Below are 21,420 nucleotides of genomic sequence, written 5' to 3'. Positions count from 1 at the left end.
GGTGATCGAAATCATACAAAAGCTGTGGGCATTCATGGCTCCCATGCATGGGCAAATTTTATCCCTCATTTTCACCTTCGTTGCCGCCATCATTTTTTGGATCGCTAGAGCAAAGGTCAAATTGATTTGGGGGCGGACGAACAACAATTTACACATGCTGTCGGTCAACGATGGAAACGTTGAGATTTTCTGTGAAAAGCACTTTTTGCAGAATACCGGGCGAAAGCCGGCATCAAACGTTGAATTTGTTTTTTCGTGGAAACCAGACAACGTGACAGTTTGGCAGCCGAGGGATCACAAGCAGTTAAGCTTGGCTAGCGGCGAGTATTCAGTCCAAATCCCCTACATCGCGCCCGGTGAGTTGGTTATCATCGACAGCGTTTATTTGAATAAAAGAGGCGCCTTTATCGCGTCAGTTAAATGTTCTGAAGCCCTTGGAAAGCAAGCGGCATTCTGGACAAACCGGAATTTCGGTTGGACGTTCAACTATATCGTGATGATACTTATAATTCTTGGCATTGCATTTGTGTTTCAAGCGTTGATCAGCTTGATTTTAGGAGCAGCTACATGAAATTCACCCTCTCCTGGCTCAAGGATCATCTCGAAACAGAGGCATCGCTCGATGAAATCGTCGAGCGCCTGACCTCCATCGGGCTCGAAGTCGAATCCGTGGACGACAAGGCCGCGCTAAAGCCTTTCGTCATCGCGAAGGTGTTGACGGCATCGCGCCACCCGGACGCCGACAAGCTTCAGGTGCTGACGGTCGACACGGGCGACGGCAAGCCGGTGCAGGTCGTCTGCGGCGCGCCAAATGCGCGGGCCGGGCTGCTCGGCGTTCTCGCTGCCCCAGGCGCCTATGTTCCGGGCATCGATGTCACCCTGTCGGTCGGCAAGATTCGCGGTGTCGAAAGCCACGGCATGATGTGTTCCGAGCGCGAGCTGGAACTGTCGGACGAGCACAATGGCATCATCGACCTGCCGGAAGATGCGCCTGTCGGCATGTCGTTCGCGACCTATGCGAAGCTTGACGATCCGCTGATCGAGATCAATCTGACGCCGAACCGCCCGGACGCCACCAGCGTCTACGGCATCGCGCGCGATCTGGCGGCAAGCGGCCTCGGCACGTTGAAGACCGCGCCGGTCGAGCCTGTTGCGGGCAAGGGCGAAACGCCGGTCAAGGTCAACATCGAAGCGACCGAACTCTGCCCCGGCTTCGCCTTGCGGCTGGTGCGCGGAGTCAAGAATGGCGCATCGCCGAAATGGCTTCAGCAGCGGCTGATTGCCATTGGCCTGCGCCCCATCAATGCGCTTGTCGATATCACCAACTACATCACCTTCGACCGTGGCCGCCCGCTGCACGTCTTCGATGCTGCCAAGGTGAAGGGCAACCTCACCGTTCGCCGCGCCACGCAGGATGAGACGGTGCTGGCGCTGGATGGCCGCGAATACAAGCTCAACCCGGAAATCTGCGTTATTGCCGATGAGGCAGGCATCGAATCCATCGCAGGCGTGATGGGCGGCGAGCATTCGGGTTGCGACGAAAACACGACCGATGTGTTGATCGAATCCGCACTCTGGGAGCCGCTGAATGTCGCGCGCACCGGTCGCGGCCTCGGCATCATCACCGATGCGCGCTACCGCTTCGAGCGCGGCGTCGATCCCGAATTCATGGTGCCGGGCATCGAACTTGCGACGAAAATGGTGGTCGAGCTTTGCGGCGGCGAACCGGCGCAAACGGAGATCATTGGCTACAAGCCTTACCAGCCGAAGATCGTCTCCTTCCCGCTTGCCGAAGTAAAGCGCCTGACGGGCATTGAAGTGCCGAAAGCCGAAAGCCTCGACATTCTTTCGCGCCTTGGTTTCGAGCCGAAAGGCAGTGGCGATACCGTCGAAGTCGCGGTGCCGTCATGGCGTCCCGATGTCGATGGCAAGGCCGATCTGGTCGAAGAAATCATGCGCATGCATGGCGTTGATATGATCGTGCCGCAGCCGCTGACGAGCCATGATGCCGTCAACGCCCGCATCCTGACGACGTTGCAGATCCGCACCCGTTCTGCGCGTCGTGGACTTGCCGTTCGCGGCATGATGGAGGCCGTCACATGGTCGTTCATTCCTGCCAAACACGCTGAGTTGTTCGGCGGTGGCAAGCCGTCGCTCAAGCTGGCAAATCCGATCGCAGCCGATATGTCGGATATGCGCCCGTCGCTTCTGCCGGGACTTATTTCGGCAGCACAGCGCAATGCCGCGCGCGGCTTTGGTGATGTCGCTTTGTTCGAAGTGTCTGGCACATATGAAGGCGAGACGCCGGAAGGGCAGCGCCGCGTCGCGGCGGGTATTCGCCGTGGCACTGCAAAACTCGAAGGACCGGGCCGTCAGTGGAGCGGCAATTCAGCGAGCGTCGGCGTGTTCGACGCCAAGGCCGATGCGCTGGCAGCCCTCGAAGCCGCAGGCGCGCCGGTCGATAAGTTGCAGATCGAGGCAGGCGGACCGGAATGGTATCATCCGGGCCGTTCCGGCACGATCAAGCTCGGACCGAAGACCGTTCTTGGCACCTTCGGCGAATTCCACCCGAAGACGCTGGAAGTGCTGGATGTGTCCGGCCCGCTTGCCGGTTTCGAAGTCTTTCTTGATGCGATTCCAGAGCCAAAGCAGAAGCCGACGCGCACCAAGCCGAAACTCGAGCTCTCAGCCTTCCAGGCGGTAAAACGCGACTTCGCCTTCGTCGTGGACAAGCAGGTCGAGGCCGGAACGCTAACGAAAGCCGCCGCATCCGCCGACAAAAAGCTGATTTCCGGCGTCAATGTCTTCGATATTTTCGAAGGCGCATCGCTTGGCGAAGGCAAGAAGTCTGTGGCGATCGAAGTGTCGATCCAGCCTGTCGAGAAAACGCTGACCGACGAGGATTTCGAGGCTCTGGCCACGAAAATCATCGAAAACGTCAAGAAACAGACCGGCGGCGCACTGCGCGGATAGTAATATTCGCGGGCGATTGCCAAAGTCGCCCGCGGCTGCTCTGGAAAATCACGTAATCTCTGGCCCTTCATCTCTTTTTCGGGCAAAACCCCTGTGAGTTTTTGTGAAAAGGGAGGCGGAATTCGTGTTTCGTTGGGGAATTCTATCGACCGCCAAGATTGCGCGGGAGCATCTTCTACCTGCCATACAGGACGCCGAAAACGGCGTTGCGACAGCGATTGCCAGCCGCGACCTTTCGCGCGCGCAGGATCTCGCCAGCCGTTTCGGTATTCCGTATGCCTTTGGTTCTTATGAGGAATTGCTGGCGTCGGACACGGTCGATGGCGTCTATATCCCGCTGCCGACATCGCAGCATGTCGAATGGGCTGCCAAGGCCGCCGAAGCCGGAAAGCATGTGCTGGTCGAAAAGCCACTGGCGCTCAATGCCTCGGAAATCGAACCGCTGATCGAAATTCGCGACCGCAAGAAGGTCGTGATTTCTGAAGCCTTCATGGTCACCTATCACCCGCAATGGATAAAGGTGCGCGACCTGATTTCTCAGGGCGCCATTGGGCGGTTGCGGCACGTGCAGGGCGCATTTTCCTATTACAATGTCGATCCCGGCAATATGCGCAATCAGGTCTCGCTCGGCGGCGGCGCGCTGCCCGATATTGGTGTTTATCCGACGGTCGTCACGCGCTTTTCCACGGGCAAAGAGCCGCAGCGCGTTCAGGCGACCGTCGAGCGCGACGCGAAATTCGGCACCGACATCTATTCCTCGATCCGTGCCGATTTCGGCGATTTCGAGCTGTCCTTTTACCTGTCGACGCAATTGGCTGCGCGCCAGACAATGGCGTTTCATGGCGACAAGGGTTTTATCGAGGTGGCCTCGCCGTTCAATGCCGGTCTTTACGATCATCACCGCGTCGAACTGCACAATCAGAATCATTCCGAAGCGCAGATTTTCCGCTTTCCGGCGACAAACCAATATAGACTTGAAGTCGAGGCTTTCGCGCGCGCGGCGTCCGGCGAAAACCAGCGTGTTTTCAGTCTTGAGGAGTCAGTCTTGAACCAGAGGTTGATCGACGCGATATTCCGCGCTGGCGATAAGGATGGTTGGGAAGCCGTCTAGTTTTCAGGAACGGGTTTTTCCTTTGTTGGACATGCTTTGAAGCGCTTGCGTGTCGCAATGCCTCTTCTTATATACGCCGCAATGCCGTAAGGGCTGCGCGTGCAATCGTGCCCCTTGCGTAATTTCTGAGACAGGGGCTGCCGCCGGAACGCCTTGATGGGTCCTGGCAGCCTGCTTAGTGGAGAGAAAAGATATGGCTAAAGTAATCGGTATAGATCTGGGTACGACCAATTCCTGCGTTTCCGTCATGGACGGCAAGGACGCGAAGGTCATCGAAAATGCTGAAGGCGCACGCACCACGCCTTCCATCGTCGCTTTTACGGATAGCGACGAGCGCCTCGTTGGCCAGCCGGCCAAGCGTCAGGCGGTAACGAATCCTGAAAACACGATTTTTGCGGTGAAGCGCCTTATCGGCCGCCGTTATGACGACCCGGTGACGGAGAAGGACAAGAAGCTTGTCCCGTATCACATCGTCAAGGGCGACAATGGCGACGCATGGGTAGAAGCTGCTGGCAAGAAGCAGTCGCCAAGCCAGATTTCGGCGATGATCCTTCAGAAGATGAAGGAAACGGCGGAAGCTTATCTCGGCGAGAAGGTCGAAAAGGCCGTCATCACCGTTCCTGCCTATTTCAACGACGCTCAGCGTCAGGCCACCAAGGATGCAGGCAAGATTGCCGGCCTTGAAGTTCTGCGCATCATCAACGAGCCGACCGCTGCTGCCCTTGCCTATGGCCTGGACAAGCGCGAAGGCAAGACGATCGCTGTCTATGACCTTGGCGGCGGCACCTTCGATATTTCCGTGCTGGAAATCGGCGACGGCGTGTTCGAAGTGAAGTCGACCAATGGCGACACCTTCCTCGGCGGTGAAGATTTCGACATGCGTCTCGTCGAATATCTGGCAGCCGAGTTCAAGAAGGAACAGGGCATCGACCTGAAGAACGACAAGCTCGCTCTGCAGCGCCTCAAGGAAGCTGCGGAAAAGGCCAAGATCGAGTTGTCGTCCACCACGCAGACCGAGATCAATCTGCCCTTCATCACCGCCGATGCTACTGGCCCGAAGCACCTGACGCTGAAGCTCACCCGCTCGAAGTTCGAGCAGCTGGTCGACGATCTGGTGCAGCGCACCGTCGCGCCCTGCAAGGCAGCGCTCAAGGATGCGGGCCTCAAGGCTGGCGAAATCGACGAAGTGGTTCTGGTCGGCGGCATGACCCGCATGCCCAAGATCCAGGAAATCGTGAAGCAGTTCTTCGGCAAGGAGCCTCACAAGGGCGTCAACCCGGATGAAGTCGTTGCGATGGGCGCGGCCATTCAGGCAGGCGTTCTGCAGGGCGACGTCAAGGACGTTCTGCTGCTCGACGTGACCCCGCTTTCGCTGGGCATCGAAACGCTGGGCGGCGTGTTCACGCGTCTCATCGAGCGCAACACGACGATCCCGACCAAGAAGAGCCAGGTGTTCTCGACCGCCGAGGACAGCCAGTCCGCCGTGACCATCAGGGTCTTCCAGGGTGAGCGCGAAATGGCGCAGGACAACAAGGCGCTCGGCCAGTTCGACCTCGTCGGTATTCCGCCCGCACCGCGGGGCGTGCCGCAGATTGAAGTGACCTTCGACATCGACGCGAACGGCATCGTCAACGTGTCCGCGAAAGACAAGGGCACCGGCAAGGAACACCAGATCCGCATTCAGGCATCGGGTGGTCTTTCGGACGCCGACATCGAAAAGATGGTCAAGGATGCGGAATCGAACGCCGAAGCCGACAAGAAGCGTCGTGGCCTCGTCGAAGCCCGCAATCAGGCAGAAGCGCTGGGCCATTCCTCGGAGAAGTCTCTGAAGGAGTATGGCGATAAGGTTTCGGAAGCCGACCGCACGGCAATCTCCGATGCGATCGCTGCGTTGAAGACGGCTGCCGAAGGCGATGACCTCGAAGACATCAACGCCAAGACGCAGAGCCTTGCAGAAGCTTCGATGAAGCTCGGTCAGGCAATGTACGAATCGAGCCAGGCGGAAGCTGCCGAAGCCGACGCCAAGGCCGATGCAGCCAAGGACTCCGACGTGGTCGATGCTGATTTCGAGGAAATCAACGACGACGACGACAAGAAAAAGTCTGCCTGATCCAATACGCAGATAGACATGAAAGCCCGGCCATCGCGCCGGGCTTTTTTGTATCGGCCCTCTGTCGCAACTTCAGCGTGCATTAAGCTTGTCTAAAGGAAGTCCGGCGATGCTTGCCTCAAGGTGGTAGAAATATCATCAGGGGCCGTGCGGTATCTGCCGCGGGCAATGGGCTGAGGTCGGGCATTTGCATTTCAGGACGCTAGAGATTTGGCGGCTGTCCGCTGCACTTGCGGTGATGATGTGGCATTTCCTGCGCTATGCCCCGCCGGGACATGAGGCTGCCAGCGCGGCTCTGTTTCGTCTGCTGCCGCTCATGGAAATGTTTTTCATGATCTCCGGCTTTCTGATCATGCTGCGCTATGCCGATACGCTGATGACCGAGCCGGGTTCGTTCAGGCGCTTCATCGTGCGCCGCCTGGCGCGGCTCTATCCGCTCTATCTCGTGACATTGATATTCTTCTGCATCGTCGGCCTCGCCTTGCATCTGGGCTATGTCCAGTCGGATCAACCGGAGCGCTACGCGTGGTCGGCGCTACCCGCCAATATCGTGCTGATCCAGGCATGGGGCGTGACTGACGTACTGACCTTCAACTATGTCGGCTGGACGCTTTCGGCGGAGTGGTTCTGCTATTTGACCTTACCCGTCATCGTGCTCGCCTATCGCTGGTATGGAATGTGGGGACTGGCGACTGTCGCGGCGGCCTCGATCGTGGCGCTGGAGATTGCGGTGGCTTTCGGCTGGATCCCGTTTCCGAGCTGGCTACAGGCCAATACATGGGGCGCATACCGTGCCTTCGCCGATTTTGCGCTCGGCGCGCTGGTTGCCATTGCGGTGCGCGACAGCAAGTGGAAGCTTTCCAGCCTGATACCGGGTTGGCTGTGTTTCGTCGCCGCGCTCACGGCCATGGCAACCCTGCAGAATGCTTATGTGATCGTACTGCTGCTGGCTGGAGCGACGTTTCTGGCCGGACTTGCAGAGCGCAATGAGCCGGAAGCCGCGCATTATCTGAAACCGCTTCACCCTATTGGCCGTGTTTCCTTCGGTATCTACATGATCCATCCGGTCATCGAGAGCATTCTTCTCGCGGTGGTGTGGCGCAAGATCGTCGAGCCTATGAATGTGATGAGCTTTTATACCTATTGGTATCTTCCGGCGATCACGGTTCTGGTGGTGGCAATGCTTTCGGATCGTTATTTCGAAGGTCCGGTAAGCAAATATCTCAACGCCCGCTTCGGCGGCGTTGCGAGGCCAGCCGGCGAAAGAAGTGCTGCCTAAGGGCCACAAACCCATTTTACTTGCCTTGAGTCGAGATTTTCTGGCGAAAATTGCGCGTTTGATTGCCGCGCCCTATGGCATACGGGCTCGCGGTTTACTAAATCGAGTGCCAGTCGCGGCGAAAAATAGGCATACAACAATGCATCTCGCTCGAAAAACTGACCACGCGGTTCACAGGACAAGATGAAAGCTGATTTCTACGAAACCCTTGGCGTTCAAAAAGGGGCCGACGAAAAGGAACTCAAAAGCGCGTTCCGCAAGCTTGCGATGCAATTCCACCCGGATCGCAATCCGGGCGACAATGCGTGCGACCACAAGTTCAAGGAAATCAACGAAGCTTATGAGTGTCTGAAGGACCCGCAGAAGCGCGCTGCCTATGACCGTTTCGGCCATGCGGCCTTTGAAAATGGCGGCGGCGCGGGCTTCCAGCAGAATGGCTTCGGCGGCGGCGGTTTCGCGGATATTTTCGAAGACATTTTTGGCGACATGATGGGCGGACGCCAGCGCCGCTCTTCCGGCGGTCGCGAGCGCGGTGCCGATCTGCGCTACAATATGGAAATCTCGCTGGAAGAAGCATTTAATGGCAAGACGGCGCAGATCAGGGTTCCGGCCTCGATCGCCTGCGACGAATGCTCAGGCTCCGGCGCGAAGCCCGGCACGCAGCCCGCAACATGTTCGATGTGTGCGGGCGCCGGTCGTGTCCGCGCCGCACAAGGTTTCTTCTCAGTCGAGCGCACCTGCCCGCAATGCCACGGCCGCGGCCAGACGATCAAGGATCCTTGCCCGAAATGCGCGGGCCAGGGCCGCGTGACAGAGGAACGTTCGCTCTCCGTCAACATTCCGGCAGGCATTGAAGATGGCACCCGCATCCGGCTCGCCAATGAAGGCGAAGCGGGAATGCGAGGCGGGCCTTCTGGCGACCTTTATATTTTCCTGTCGGTGAAGCCGCACGAGTTCTTCCAGCGCGACGGGGCGGACCTTTATTGCAAGGTGCCGATCTCGATGACGACTGCTGCCCTTGGCGGTCAGTTCGAGGTGACGACGCTCGACGGTACGCAGACGCGCGTAAAGGTCACCGAAGGCACGCAAAACGGGCGGCAGTTCCGCCTGAAGGGCAAGGGCATGCCGATCCTGCGTCAGCCCAATATAGGCGACCTCTATATTCAGGTCGCGGTCGAAACGCCGCAAAACCTGTCGAAGCGCCAGCGCGAATTGCTGCAGGAATTCGAGGAATTATCGTCCAAGGAAAACTCGCCGCAATCGAGCGGTTTCTTTTCCCGCATGAAGGATTTCCTGGAATCCTTTAGCGAGCGCTGAACGGCGCTGGTTCGTCGCACCTTTAAAGGATTTAATCGCCGCCGAGTGGGTTCACTTGGCGGCGAATTGCTTTAATATTTCAAAGGCGACGTTTTGCTGCTTTTTTGCGCCGCCAGCTTGCCTTAGCGTCAACGGGCGAATAAGTATCGCAACACTGCTGTTTTCGAGGAGAAGACCTCAATGAGTCGAGGACCCGGATTGCGCAAGGCAATCGCTGAAAAGTTCGACGATGAGGTGCGATTCTTCAAAGGGTGGATGGACAAGCCAAAGGCTGTCGGCGCGATATTGCCGACCAGCGCGATCACCTCGCGGCGTATGGCTTCCGTCATCGACATCCATTCCGGCCTGCCTGTCCTTGAGCTTGGACCGGGTACCGGCGTTATCACCAAGGCCATTCTCGAACATGGCGTGAAGCCGGAAAATCTCTACGCCGTGGAGTATTCGCCGGAATTCGTGAACCATCTCCATCGCCTGTATCCGAAGGTGAACGTGATCGAGGGCGATGCTTTCGATCTTGATCGTACACTTGCGCATGTCGAGCCGAAAACCTTCGATGCGGTGATTTCCGGTGTGCCGATGCTGAGCTTTCCGGTAGCGAAGCGCATTTCCTATCTGAACGCCGCGCTGGACCGTATTCCGCACGGTCGCCCGGTCATGCAGATCACCTACGGACCCAAATCACCGATCCCGCCGGGCCTTGGCGATTATACGGTCGAGCGGTTCGACTTCGTCATCCGCAATATTCCGCCCGCGCATTTGTGGATTTACCGGCGCGCCAAGCGCAACTGACTTTTCCGCCTGTGGAATCTCGGCCATGCACTCGCTCTCGTTTTGACAGCGAGCGCGCAGGCCTATATCCCGAACACACCGAACTTCGGAGCGCTTCTGGATGAACCCCAAAATTCTCGTCTTTGCAGGCTCGATAAGAACAGGCGCATACAGCGGCCGCACGGCAGATGCCGCACAGCGCGAACTGGCGCTTCAGGGCGCCGAAGTCACTCGCATTTCACTGGCCGACTATCCCTTGCCGATCATGGACCAGGATCTGGAAAAAGAGCACGGCGTGCCGGAAAACGCGATGAAACTGGCGCGGCACATTGCGGCGCATGACGGCCTGCTGATCGCCAGCCCCGAATACAATTCATCGATCCCGCCGCTGCTGAAAAATACGATCGACTGGGTAAGCCGTATTCACAAGGATGGCGGCCGTCCGTTCAAGCCGTATAGTGGCAAGGTAGCAGGGCTGTGTTCCTCATCCGATGGGAACTTTGCGGGCATACGTGGGCTTTATCATCTGCGTTCCGTGCTGATGAATTGTCAGATCGAAGTGATCACGCCGCAATGTTCCGTGCCGCGAGCGCATGAAGCCTTCGACGAGAATGGAGATTTCCATGAAGAACGTACGCGCAAGGCCATGGAAAACGTCGTGCGCACGCTGATTGATCGCGCGCACCAGTTGTCAACGAGGAGCGAAGCATGAAGCCTGCAGACCATCTCATTGTCGGATTGGACGTGCCGAGCGTGAAGGACGCGGAAAGCGTCGTGCGCGATCTGGATGGCATCGCGAATTTCTACAAGATCGGCTACCAGCTTGCCTACGCCCCCGGCGGGCTCGATTTCGCGCGCGAACTGGCGAGCGGCGGCACGAAAGTCTTCCTCGATCTGAAACTGCTCGACATCGACAATACGGTCGCCAAGGGCGTCGAGAACATCGTGAAAATGGGCATGTCCATGCTGACGCTGCATGCTTATCCGAAGGCGATGCGGGCTGCCGTGGAAGCCGCGCGTGGTAGTAACCTTTGCCTTCTCGGCGTGACCGTCCTGACATCCATGGACGAGCGCGATTTGATTGAGGTCGGCTACGAATACGATCCGCATACACTGGTCCTGCGCCGCTCCGAACAGGCGCTGACTGCCGGAATGGGCGGCATCGTCTGCTCGGCAAGCGAGGCGTCTGCCGTGCGCCGCATCGTCGGGCCTGATCTGGCGGTCGTGACGCCTGGAATTCGCCCGGCAGGCGCGAATCATGGCGACCAGAAACGTGTGGTGACGCCAAGCGATGCGCTTCGCAACGGTTCCAGCCATCTGGTCGTTGCACGGCCGATCGTTGCAGCATCGGATCGCCGCGCTGCGGCACAGGCCATCCTTGCCGAAATGGCAGGCGTAGCCGCCTGATAAAATCATGAGTATTGCAATGTCAGAAAACGCCAGGCGCATCCCCGGCCTGATCGCCGGTGAAATCAACGCGAAGGCAGAACAGGTCGCCGCTGCGATAAAGCTGCTGGATGAAGGCGCGACCGTGCCGTTCGTCGCGCGCTATCGCAAGGAGGTCACGGGCGGGCTGGACGACACGCAATTGCGCACGCTTTCCGAACGGCTCGTATATCTGCGCGAACTCGATGCGCGCCGCGATGCGATCCTCGATTCGATCCGCGGACAGGGCAAGCTAACCGACGAACTTGCCGGCAAGATCGCAATCGTGACGACCAAGGCCGAGCTAGAAGACATCTATCTACCCTACAAGCCGAAGCGCCGCACGCGCGCCGAGATTGCGCGCGAGCGCGGGCTGGGGCCGCTGGCGGAAGCGATTATGGGCAATCGAGCGCTGGTTCCAGCTGAGCTTGCCGCTACTTATGTGGGCGGTGAAGTTGCCGACGTGAAAGCCGCACTCGAAGGCGCGCGCGACATCATCGCCGAAGGCATTTCCGAAAACGCCGACCTTCTCGGTCGCCTTCGTGCGCATATGCGCGAAAACGCATTTCTTCGCTCGAAGGGCGTCGAGGGCAAGGAAGAGGCGGGCGCGAAATTCTCCGATTACTTCGACCATCGCGAGCGCTGGGCGACCGTCGCCGGGCACCGCGCGCTGGCCATGCTGCGCGGTCGCAACGAGGAATTCCTGTCGCTCGATATTGAAGTCGATGCCGACGACACGGCCAAGGTGAAGCCTGTCGAGCGGATGATTGCCCGCGCCTATGACGTAGCATCGATGCAAGCCGGCGATGTCTGGCTGATGGAGGTCATTGGCTGGGCATGGCGCGTGAAACTCTCGCTCAGCCTCTCGCTCGATTTGATGCGCGAATTGCGTGAACGCGCTGAAGAAGAAGCGATCAAGGTTTTCGCGCGCAATCTGAAGGATCTGCTTCTGGCCGCACCTGCCGGTTCACGCTCGACTATGGGTCTCGATCCGGGCATCCGCACCGGCGTCAAAGTCGCGATCATGGACGGCACCGGCAAGTTGCTCGACACGACGACCGTTTATCCGTTTCCGCCGAAGAACGATGTGCGCGGCACGCAGGCCGAGCTTGCGCGGCTTATCGGCAAGCATGGCGTCGAACTGATTGCCATCGGCAACGGCACTGGCAGCCGCGAAACCGAAAAGCTCGTCGCCGACATGCTGTCGGATATGCCTGCACCCAAGCCGCAAAAGGTGATCGTCTCGGAAGCCGGTGCGTCCATCTACTCCGCCTCACAGACGGCGGCGACGGAGTTCCCCGGCCTCGACGTTTCGCTGCGCGGTGCCGTTTCCATCGGGCGCAGGCTTCAGGACCCGCTTGCCGAACTGGTGAAGATCGAGCCGAAATCGATCGGCGTCGGGCAATACCAACACGATGTCGATCAATACCGTTTGGGGCGCTCGCTGGAAGCTGTCGTGGAAGATGCGGTGAATGCGGTCGGTGTCGATCTGAACACGGCGTCAGCGCCGCTTTTGGCCCGCGTTTCAGGTGTCGGCGGATCTCTGGCGGAAGCGATTGTTGCGCATCGCGACGCGACCGGGCCTTTCTCGACACGGCGCGGCCTGCTCGACGTTCCGCGCCTCGGCCAGCGCACATTCGAGCAATGCGCGGGCTTCCTGCGCATTCCCAATGGCAAGGAGCCGCTGGATGCTTCAGCGGTGCACCCGGAAGCCTATGGTGTTGCCCGCAAGATTGTTGCTGCCTGCGGCCGCGATCTGCGCACGCTGATGGGAGACAGTGCAGCGCTCAAGGCGGTCGATCCGCGCGCCTTCGTGGATGAGCGTTTCGGCCTGCCGACCATTCGCGACATCATCGCTGAAATGGAAAAGCCGGGCCGTGACCCGCGCCCCGGTTTCAAGACCGCAACTTTTGCCGACGGCATCGACGACATAAAGGATTTGAAGCCCGGCATGACGCTTGAAGGCACGGTCACCAATGTCGCGGCCTTCGGTGCCTTCGTCGATATCGGCGTGCATCAGGACGGGCTCGTGCACGTCTCGCAACTGGCCGACCGTTTCGTGAAAGACCCGCATGAAATCGTCAAGGCAGGCGATGTCGTGAAAGTGCGCGTGACCGAGGTCGACATCAAGCGCAAGCGCATCGGCCTGACCATGCGCAAGCATGATGGCGATGCAGGGCGTCCTGCGCCCTCGCAGGACAGAACGCCGCGTCACCAGCCGAAGCAGCAACCGTCTCAAGCCAAGCCGCAGCAATCACAAGGCTCGTTTGGTACGGCATTGGCTGATGCTTTCAAGAAGAAGTAGGCCTAGAGCCCTTCATATTTGGATAGAAAAGCTGGCGGGACAGCGCCCCGCTCTGTCCTGCCGGACATCTCCCCCACGAGGGGGGAGATTGGCTTTCCGCTTTTGCAGGCGCCAAGTTTTGCAACAATCAAAATTGGCGAAATCATAGATGAAATCTAATCTCCCCACCTGTGGAGAAGATGTCCGGCAGGACAGAGGGGGGCGCTGTCCCGCCTACGTTTCTATTTAAAAATAAGTGCTCTAAACAGTCCCGGACACATCCGCGAAGGCGAGCGCCTTACGGATAGTAGCAACCAGACGTTCGCCGCCGATTTCCGGTGTGTCGCTGTTGTCGATGCGCGTTACGGGAACGTCCGATTGCGCGATAACGGTGCGTGCAAGCCTTGCCGAAATCTCGTTGCTGCCTTCACGTCCGCGCGCGGCGAGCCTGCCTGCGAGAATGTCTTCCGACGCTGTGACCTCGATCAGCGTCACATTGGCGTAGCGATCGAGCAAAGCGGGAATGATTGCGCGTGAGACATTCGCGATCACCACGCGGCCGTCCTCAATGTCGAGATCGGCACTCGCCGGTATGCCGTAGCGAAGATCGTGCGCCGACCAGCATATGGCGAAGGCGCCTTCTACCTCGGCCTTCTGGAATTCGGCATCGCTCAGCGTGTCGTGATCTTCCGTGCTGTCGCTCTCGCGCGTGATGACACGGCGGGCGAAGCAGACATCTTCCAATCCGGAAAGTTGCTTGCGCGCATAGGCGATCAGCGTGTCCTTGCCTGCCCCGCTTGGGCCGGTCACCGCGATGAACACGCCGTTTCGAAGGGGCAGGTGGCTGCGTGTCATCTCGCGTTCGATCAAGGCTGAAACCATCATTCCATTTTGCGCTCCCGGCGCCGTACAATCAACATTCCGTCACTCGAATCCATCATGCCATAAGCGATTTCTGTGACGGATTGACGAAGCCGGAAGTGCAGGGGCGTTGCGCTCGGCTTGGCCATGCTGGTATTGCGCAGCCATGAGACAAGCAGTTTCACAAAGACCGATGGGATCGGGCGAATGATCGCTCTGCCGGAGCTTCCCGTATCGATGGTGCTGAAACCTTTGGCGCAGGCGCTGGAGGATGGCAGCAGTGCCGTGCTGGTCGCACCGCCCGGTGCGGGCAAGACGACGCTTGTGCCTTTGGCGCTTCTCGACGCTCCCTGGCTGGGTGACGGGAAAATCCTGTTGCTGGAACCGCGCCGGCTGGCAGCGCGTGCGGCAGCGCGCAGAATGGCCTCCCTGCTTGGCGAAGAGCCCGGCGGAACTGTCGGCTACACGATGCGCATGGAATCCCGCGTCGGGCCGAAAACGCGCATTCTGGTCGTCACCGAAGGCGTGCTGTCGCGCATGATTCTGGACGACCCGGAATTGAAGGGCGTCAGTGCTGTTCTTTTCGACGAGTTTCATGAGCGGTCCCTTGATGGCGATTTCGGACTGGCGCTTGCGCTCGACGTTCAGGGCGCGTTGCGTCCCGATCTGCGGCTGCTCGTCATGTCGGCGACGCTGGACGGCGCGCGTGTTGCAAGGCTGCTTGGAGATGCTCCGGTGATCGAGAGCGAAGGACGCAGCTTCCCCGTCGAAATCCGTTATTCCGAACGCCCGGCCGGAACACCTGTCGAAGATGCGATGGCCAAGACGATCCGCGAGGCACTTTATTCGGAGGAAGGCAGCGTGCTTGCCTTCCTGCCCGGCCAGCGCGAGATCGAGCGCACCGCCGAGCGATTGAACGGGCATGTCGCAGACAATGTCGATGTGGTTCCGCTTTACGGAATGCTCGATGGCAAGGAGCAGGACGCTGCAATCCGCCCGCCGCCGGAAGGCCGCCGGAAGGTGGTGCTGGCAACCGCGATTGCAGAAACGTCGATCACGATCGACGGCGTGCGTGTCGTAATCGACTCCGGCCTGTCCAGATTGCCCAAATACGAGCCTGCCAGCGGCCTGACGCGGCTTGAGACGGTTCGCGTGTCGCGAGCCTCTGCCGAACAGCGGGCGGGCCGTGCAGGTCGCACAAGGCCCGGTGTGGCGATAAGGCTCTGGCGCACCGAGCAGACGGCAGCGCTTTCAGCCTTTACGCCGCCCGAAATCCTCGAAGCGGATTTATCGGGTCTGTTGCTCGACTGCGCAGCTTTCGGTGTCAGCGATCCGTCGAGCCTGGCATTTCTCGATCCGCCGCCTGTTCCCGCGTTGAACGAAGCGCGCGCGCTTCTGGAGCGGCTGGATGCGATCGATGGTGCCGGGCGGTTGACCCCTTCGGGTGAAAGGATGCGTGGTCTGGCACTGCCCGTGCGGCTCGCGCATATGGTTGCGGAGGCAGCGGGTGATGGTCATGCATTGGAGGCTGCCGAAATTGCCGTTCTTTTGACCGAACGCGGCCTTGGCGGCGACAGCGTCGATCTTGAGCGCAGGCTTTCGCGTTTCAGGACGGACAGATCGCCCCGCGCTACTGCTGCCCGGAAACTGGCTGAGCGGCTGGCGAAAGCTTCGCCTTCATCGAGAAAGGAAGACGATTCTTCCGCAGGCCGATTGCTGCTTCACGCCTGGCCGGACCGCGTGGCGAAGGCGCGCGGCGAGCGTGGGCGGTTCGTGCTGGCCAATGGCAGCGGCGCGATGCTCGATGTGGCTGACCCACTCGCAGGCGAAGGATTTCTGGTCGTAGCCGATCTTCAGGGCAAGGCGCAGAATGCACGCATATCTGCTGCGGCTGCGATTTCGGAAGAGGATATACGCTCCGTGCTTGGCGCGAAGATCGAACGCCGTTCGGAAACGAGTTTCGATGTCGCCCGCAGGGCGATCCGCGCGCGCGAAACATTGCGGCTGGGCGCAATCACGCTGACCGAGCGGCTTTTGCCGCCGCCGCAAGGCGATGAAGCCGATCATGCGCTGATCGAGGCGATCCGCGAACATGGTCTCGGCATTCTGCCGTGGAATGGTGAGCCGCAGGCGCTGCGCCACCGTCTGTCCTGGCTCCATCGGGGCCTTGGTGCGCCCTGGCCGGAAATGTCGGACGAGGCATTGCTGGAAACGCTCGATGCCTGGCTCTTGCCCTTCATGCCGGGCAAGGCTTCGCTTGGCGAATTGGCAGGCGGTGCATTGCAGGCAGCGCTCATGTCGCTGGTGCCGCACGATCTTCAGCGAAAGCTCGCAACCCTTGCCCCGACGCATTACGATGCGCCATCCGGCAGCAGGCTTCCGATCTCCTATGATGGTGAGTGGCCGGTGTTGTCGATCCGCGTGCAGGAACTGTTCGGGCTTGGCCAGCATCCGGCCGTCGCGGGCGGAACCGTTCCGTTGACGCTAGAACTTCTTTCGCCTGCGCATCGCCCGATCCAGACGACGCGCGATCTGCCAGGTTTCTGGCGCGGTTCATGGACCGATGTGCGCTCCGACATGCGCGGGCGCTATCCTCGACATGAATGGCCGGAAGATCCGGCATCCGCACAAGCGACAAACCGCGCCAAGCCGCGCGCCAGATAGACATATGCGCCGCCAACACGGAGTATGAGCACCATGATAAAACCGCTGCGAACGCCCGATCTTCAGCAGAGCCACAGGCTACGGCTCAATACGCTGATACGGCTTCGCTGGCTGGCGGTCGTCGGCCAGAGCGTCACGGTCATCGTCGTTGCCTATGGTTTTGAATTTCCACTGCCGGTCAGCCTGTGCTTCGCGCTTATCGCATGTTCGGCCTGGCTCAATCTGTTTCTTACGTTCCGGTTTCCGGCTGCACATCGTCTCAACCCGCTGGCGGCGTTCGGAATCCTGACCTTCGATTCTCTGCAGCTTGCCGGGCTGCTCTATATGACCGGCGGGCTGACCAACCCGTTTTCCATTTTGATGGCCGTGCCCGTTGTTATCTCGGCAACCTCGCTGCCGCTTCGGCTGACGATATCGCTGGCATTGATCGTCATGGCGGCTGCCACCGGGCTGGCGTTCTTTCATTTTCAGTTGCCCTGGTTCGAAGGCACACAGCTTCTCATGCCCTTCATCTATGTTTCGGGCGTGTGGATGGCTGTTTTGTCGAGCATCTCCTTTACGGCCTTCTACGCCTGGCGCGTTGCCGAGGAGGCGCGGCTTCTGGCCAATGCCCTGGCGGCGACCGAACTGGTGCTGCAACGCGAACAGCATCTCTCCGCGCTCGACGGGCTGGCCGCCGCCGCCGCGCACGAACTCGGGACCCCGCTGGCAACGATTGCGCTGGTGTCGAAAGAGATGGAGCGCGCGCTGGGCAGCGATTCCCGCTACCACGAAGATGTCACGCTGCTTCGGTCGCAAAGCGAGCGCTGCCGCCAGATCCTGAAGCGGCTGACCAGCCTGTCCTCCGAAAGCGAGGAGCATCTGGCCCGCCTGCCATTCACCTCGCTGATCGAAGAGGTGATCGCTCCGCATCGTGATTTTGGCATCACGATCAAGCTGGAGCCGGGCGCCCTGATCGGCACCGAGCCAGTTGGTCGCCGCAACCCGGGCGTCATTTATGGTCTGGGAAATCTGGTCGAGAACGCCGTCGATTTTGCGCAGGCCGAAGTGTTGGTGCGTTGGAAATGGGACGAGAAGAGTATCGTTCTTGAGGTGGTTGATGACGGACCCGGCTTTCCGCCGGAAATCCTCGACCGGATCGGTGAACCCTATATGTCTACAAGACAGGGCGTGGATTCCGGCGGCGGGCTGGGTCTGGGTCTTTTCATCGCGAAGACATTGCTCGAACGATCAGGCGCATCCTTCACCGTGCAGAATGCTAATGAGCGCGGAAAAGGCGCTATAGTGACCATCGAATGGGAGCGGGAGACGTTTTTAACGTCCGGTTTTGCAGCTTTTCCCAACTTTGACGCCGCCTGAATTGGAAAAATAACCTTTTGCCCATTATATAAGCGTGAAAGAAAAATTGACGGACGAATGCATGATGACCGCAGACACGATTGAAGGCACCATCACCGGAGACGACATCACCCTTCTGATCGTGGATGACGACAAGCCATTTCTGACCCGCCTTGCGCGCGCAATGGAAGCGCGCGGGTTTCAGGTGGAGACTGCCGAGAGCGTGGCGGAGGCCGTCGCCAAGGCAAGAGTGACCCCGCCAGCCTATGCCGTTGTCGATATGCGGCTGGGCGATGGAAACGGCCTCGATGTCGTCGCGGCGATCCGCGAAAAGCGCGACGATTCACGTACGATTATCCTGACCGGCTATGGAAACATTGCAACTGCAGTCACGGCGGTAAAGCTCGGCGCAATCGATTATCTGTCGAAGCCAGCCGACGCCGACGATGTGTTTGCAGCGCTGACCCGCACGACCGGCGAACGTGCCGTTCCCCCGGAAAATCCGATGTCGGCAGATCGTGTGCGTTGGGAACATATCCAGCGCGTTTATGAAATGTGCGAGCGCAATGTTTCGGAAACCGCGCGCCGTCTCAACATGCATCGCCGCACCCTGCAGCGCATTCTGGCCAAGCGCGCGCCGCGCTGATCTTTTTGTATGAGCATCGGAATAGTCCGAAAACCGCGGACCACTTTTCGGTCTGATGCCTCTACTCGCTCTCGCCTTCAAGGGCAGGCACTGAAACGCCTGCCAGCTCGGCTGCCAGCAACCGCGCTGCACCCGCCCGCGCGATCCGCAGCATCAGGCTTTTTCGCGTCGCAGGCGGCAGGCGGTGTTCAGGAGCCTCGCGCATAATCTCCGCCGCATAGCCATCCGAAAGAATGAAGCCGCATTCCTCCGGGAAGATATTGGCCGGCACGTCAGGATGCGTCGCGAAGAAGAAGCGGTCCGAATGCAGCCGATATTCCGGCCATTTGCGATCGACCCGAAAATCCTCGATCGAGGATTTGATCTCGATAATCCATATGTCGCCACGCGGCGTCAGCGCCACAAGATCGGCCCTGCGCCCGGTTGCCAGTGACAGTTCCGGCAGGACATGAACCCCCATTTGCATCATCAGCCGCTGCACCCCGCGCCTTATAATCATGGCACGCTCGGACTGTCGGCCATCCGCCAACGGGTTCAGGGGAATCGGTGAAATGATCGGCATCAACGCATCATGCCATCAAATGTTCTCGTTTTGAACCTGTTTTTGATGTGAGAGTTTTGCCACGAGAAGGATTTTCGACACCATCAATTCATATATTGCGTTTATTTCGGATATTGCGGATAGTGATTCGGGGTCTTATATGCAGCGTAAATCAAGGAAATGAACCATGACAAAGCTGCTTGATCGACCAATACTGCCATCGGCTGATGATGCCGAGCTCGCCGCACAGGCCAGTCGCCAGCTTTCGCGTACAAAACACGAAGGCGCTGAATTGAAGGTTCAGGTTGGCAATGAGACTTTGCGCCTGCCTAAAAGCGTTGGTGATTTACTTTACCGCCTTCTGACCGAAATGGCGCAGGGGAATGCCGTAACGATAATCCCGATTCATGCCGAACTCACGACGCAGGAAGCGGCCGACTATCTCAATGTTTCGCGACCATACCTTATTCGCTTGCTTGAGGAAGGTAAGCTGCCGTTCAGCTTGGTAGGTACCCATCGCCGTGTCAAATTCAGCGACTTGGCAGCTTATCGAAAGAGCACAGAGGAAGACCGGAAGAAAGTGATGGAGGAGTTGGCTGCGCAGGCGCAAGAATTGGGGATGGGCTATTAAGACATCACCATACACTGCCGTTCTCGACGCTTGCGTTCTTTATCCCGCTCCGTTGAGGGATTTTCTTCTCGAACTCGCAGCCGGAGTCGGCCTGTATCGCGCCAAATGGACCGAGCAAATCCACGAAGAATGGATTCGCAATGTTCTAAAAGATCGCCCAGACCTTGATGCTGAAAACATTCACCGCACGCGCGATCTGATGAACCGGGCAGTGCCGGATTGTCTCGTCGAGGGTTATGAGGAGCTTATTCCAAGCTTGGAACTGCCAGATGCTAATGATCGGCATGTTCTGGCTGCGGCCATTCTTTCGGCCTCTGACGCAATTGTAACCTTCAATCTTAAAGACTTTCCGAAGCCTGTCCTCGACAGATACCAACTGGAACTCATCCATCCAGACGATTTTATATTCCATCAATTCGGGATCGACGACGCAGCAGTGCTGGTGTCGGTTCAAAGATGCAGAGAGCGGCTAAAGAATCCGCCCAAAAATGCAAATGAGTACTTGGACACGCTCGAAAAACAGGGCCTTCCAAAAACAGTAGGCCATCTTCGCGCATATGCTGGTGTCATTTAGCTGATCTTGCCGTAGTGATAGCATGGTGCTTGGCGATCAAGGCAATTGCCCACCATCTTCGTTGCTCAAATACAACAATACCAGCTTTACGTGCGTTTCCGGTGCGTAAGCATTGCGATAGGGCTTGGCGTGGCGGCGAAGCGCAATTAACAATAAAGGCGAAAATACGGCTCGATTCGGGCCAGTATTCCTTATTTCAGCGTTGTGCGGACTTTCGATGAATTTGAAATCCTTATCCATCGTTGCTGGCTTGGCCTTTGCCACTGCTCTCGCAGGTTGTACCAGCGACGGTTCGCTGCAGCGCTTTTCTTCCGATTACGGAATGAGAACGGACGCGGGATACCAGATCCCGACGATCCCGATCAGCAAGGTCGACAAGAAGTATCACCGCCAGATCGTCCGTTATGCGTCGGAAGAGGCGCCCGGGACGGTCATCGTCGATACGAATGAGAAGTTTCTCTATTACATCCTGCCGGAAGGAAAGGCCGTACGCTACGGCATCGGCGTCGGTCGTGAAGGCTTCGAGTGGAAGGGCACTGCGCGGGTCGCCTTCAAGCGCGAATGGCCGACCTGGACGCCGCCCCGCGAAATGATCCAGCGCCAGCCGGAATTGGCGAAATGGCGTGGCGGGCAGCCGCCCGGCGTCATGAACCCGTTGGGTGCACGCGCGCTTTATCTGTTCAACAAGGGCGGCGATACCGGTTATCGCCTGCATGGCACGCCGGAATGGAATTCCATCGGCAAGGCCATGTCGTCCGGCTGCATTCGCCTGATCAATCAGGACATCATAGATCTTTACAATCGCGTCGAGGATGGGGCGAAGGTGATTGTTAGATAAGTGCGGACCGTCTCGGCAACACCGTGTCCCACAACAAAAAACCGGGCTACTCGCCCGGTT

At 58.8% G+C, this 21,420-nt stretch carries 19 protein-coding genes; 16 read left to right on the top strand and 3 right to left on the bottom strand.

What is annotated here, in order from left to right:
- Window position 1 precedes the first annotated feature (1 nt).
- The 10 genes from ABFT80_RS01060 to ABFT80_RS01015 all read left to right on the top strand — a co-directional run bounded on the left by ABFT80_RS01060 (window position 2) and on the right by ABFT80_RS01015 (window position 13,288).
- Window positions 2–571, top strand: a complete 570-nt coding sequence (locus ABFT80_RS01060; RefSeq protein ID WP_347970005.1) for a hypothetical protein — start codon at window positions 2–4, stop codon at window positions 569–571.
- On the top strand, window positions 568–2,973 hold the full coding sequence (gene pheT, locus ABFT80_RS01055) for a phenylalanine--tRNA ligase subunit beta (protein ID WP_347970004.1): 2,406 nt from the start codon (window positions 568–570) through the stop codon (window positions 2,971–2,973). Before ABFT80_RS01060 ends, pheT begins: the two co-directional genes overlap by 4 nt.
- Window positions 2,974–3,097: 124 nt before the next feature.
- Window positions 3,098–4,084, top strand: coding sequence for a Gfo/Idh/MocA family protein (locus ABFT80_RS01050; RefSeq protein ID WP_347970003.1), 987 nt, complete (start codon window positions 3,098–3,100; stop codon window positions 4,082–4,084).
- Between the two features lie 193 nt (window positions 4,085–4,277).
- Complete coding sequence (gene dnaK, locus ABFT80_RS01045) at window positions 4,278–6,194, top strand: molecular chaperone DnaK (RefSeq protein ID WP_347970002.1); 1,917 nt, start codon at window positions 4,278–4,280, stop codon at window positions 6,192–6,194.
- Between the two features lie 187 nt (window positions 6,195–6,381).
- Entirely contained in the window at window positions 6,382–7,473 is a 1,092-nt protein-coding gene (locus ABFT80_RS01040) for an acyltransferase family protein (protein WP_347970001.1), read from the top strand.
- Window positions 7,474–7,656: 183 nt separating this feature from the next.
- The gene (gene dnaJ, locus ABFT80_RS01035; RefSeq protein WP_347970000.1) at window positions 7,657–8,790 is read left to right on the top strand and encodes a molecular chaperone DnaJ; all 1,134 of its coding nucleotides are present in this window, start codon (window positions 7,657–7,659) and stop codon (window positions 8,788–8,790) included.
- Window positions 8,791–8,970: 180 nt separating this feature from the next.
- Window positions 8,971–9,579 (top strand): phospholipid N-methyltransferase PmtA, encoded by a 609-nt coding sequence (gene pmtA / locus ABFT80_RS01030; protein WP_347969999.1) that lies wholly within the window; start codon window positions 8,971–8,973, stop codon window positions 9,577–9,579.
- A 100-nt stretch (window positions 9,580–9,679) separates the two neighbouring features.
- Entirely contained in the window at window positions 9,680–10,270 is a 591-nt protein-coding gene (locus ABFT80_RS01025) for an NADPH-dependent FMN reductase (protein ID WP_347969998.1), read from the top strand.
- On the top strand, window positions 10,267–10,965 hold the full coding sequence (gene pyrF / locus ABFT80_RS01020; protein WP_347969997.1) for an orotidine-5'-phosphate decarboxylase: 699 nt from the start codon (window positions 10,267–10,269) through the stop codon (window positions 10,963–10,965). The genes ABFT80_RS01025 and pyrF overlap by 4 nt, the downstream gene beginning before the upstream one ends.
- 19 nt (window positions 10,966–10,984) lie before the next feature.
- Window positions 10,985–13,288 carry a Tex family protein gene (locus ABFT80_RS01015; protein ID WP_347970803.1) on the top strand — a complete coding sequence of 768 codons (2,304 nt, stop codon included), beginning with the start codon at window positions 10,985–10,987 and terminating at the stop codon, window positions 13,286–13,288.
- Window positions 13,289–13,528: 240 nt separating this feature from the next.
- Here ABFT80_RS01015 and phnN read toward each other — a convergent pair whose 3' ends face one another.
- Window positions 13,529–14,152: a phosphonate metabolism protein/1,5-bisphosphokinase (PRPP-forming) PhnN gene (phnN, locus tag ABFT80_RS01010; protein ID WP_347969996.1), complete on the bottom strand. Its 624-nt coding sequence runs from the start codon at window positions 14,150–14,152 to the stop codon at window positions 13,529–13,531.
- 183 nt (window positions 14,153–14,335) lie between these two features.
- Here phnN and hrpB point away from each other — a divergent pair, with 183 nt between their 5' ends.
- From hrpB to ABFT80_RS00995, 3 genes are all read left to right on the top strand, one after another.
- Window positions 14,336–16,792 (top strand): ATP-dependent helicase HrpB, encoded by a 2,457-nt coding sequence (hrpB, locus tag ABFT80_RS01005; protein ID WP_347969995.1) that lies wholly within the window; start codon window positions 14,336–14,338, stop codon window positions 16,790–16,792.
- Between the two features lie 33 nt (window positions 16,793–16,825).
- Window positions 16,826–18,151, top strand: a complete 1,326-nt coding sequence (locus tag ABFT80_RS01000; RefSeq protein ID WP_347969994.1) for an ActS/PrrB/RegB family redox-sensitive histidine kinase — start codon at window positions 16,826–16,828, stop codon at window positions 18,149–18,151.
- A gap of 64 nt (window positions 18,152–18,215) precedes the next feature.
- A complete protein-coding gene (locus ABFT80_RS00995; protein WP_455189871.1) occupies window positions 18,216–18,776 on the top strand; it encodes an ActR/PrrA/RegA family redox response regulator transcription factor in 561 nt (186 codons plus the stop codon).
- A 61-nt stretch (window positions 18,777–18,837) separates the two neighbouring features.
- Here the strand turns inward: ABFT80_RS00995 and ABFT80_RS00990 are convergent, their stop codons facing one another.
- Window positions 18,838–19,338: an MmcB family DNA repair protein gene (locus ABFT80_RS00990; RefSeq protein WP_347969992.1), complete on the bottom strand. Its 501-nt coding sequence runs from the start codon at window positions 19,336–19,338 to the stop codon at window positions 18,838–18,840.
- 166 nt (window positions 19,339–19,504) lie between these two features.
- Between ABFT80_RS00990 and ABFT80_RS00985 the strand changes: the two genes are divergently transcribed.
- Window positions 19,505–19,948: a helix-turn-helix domain-containing protein gene (locus tag ABFT80_RS00985; RefSeq protein WP_347969991.1), complete on the top strand. Its 444-nt coding sequence runs from the start codon at window positions 19,505–19,507 to the stop codon at window positions 19,946–19,948.
- Between the two features lie 52 nt (window positions 19,949–20,000).
- The gene (locus ABFT80_RS00980; RefSeq protein WP_455189854.1) at window positions 20,001–20,522 is read left to right on the top strand and encodes a PIN domain-containing protein; all 522 of its coding nucleotides are present in this window, start codon (window positions 20,001–20,003) and stop codon (window positions 20,520–20,522) included.
- 36 nt (window positions 20,523–20,558) lie between these two features.
- On the opposite strand, the gene ABFT80_RS00975 is transcribed toward ABFT80_RS00980, so the two are convergent.
- Window positions 20,559–20,786: a hypothetical protein gene (locus tag ABFT80_RS00975; protein WP_347970854.1), complete on the bottom strand. Its 228-nt coding sequence runs from the start codon at window positions 20,784–20,786 to the stop codon at window positions 20,559–20,561.
- Here ABFT80_RS00975 and ABFT80_RS00970 point away from each other — a divergent pair.
- Window positions 20,740–21,360: a L,D-transpeptidase gene (locus ABFT80_RS00970; protein ID WP_347969990.1), complete on the top strand. Its 621-nt coding sequence runs from the start codon at window positions 20,740–20,742 to the stop codon at window positions 21,358–21,360. The genes ABFT80_RS00975 and ABFT80_RS00970 overlap by 47 nt on opposite strands.
- Window positions 21,361–21,420 lie beyond the last annotated feature (60 nt).

The organism is Foliimonas ilicis (genome assembly GCF_039939195.1).
In the GTDB taxonomy this organism is placed as follows: domain Bacteria; phylum Pseudomonadota; class Alphaproteobacteria; order Rhizobiales; family Rhizobiaceae; genus Foliimonas; species Foliimonas ilicis.
Note: the sequence above shows the minus strand (reverse complement) of the source record. Positions and strands in the feature narration are given on the sequence as shown.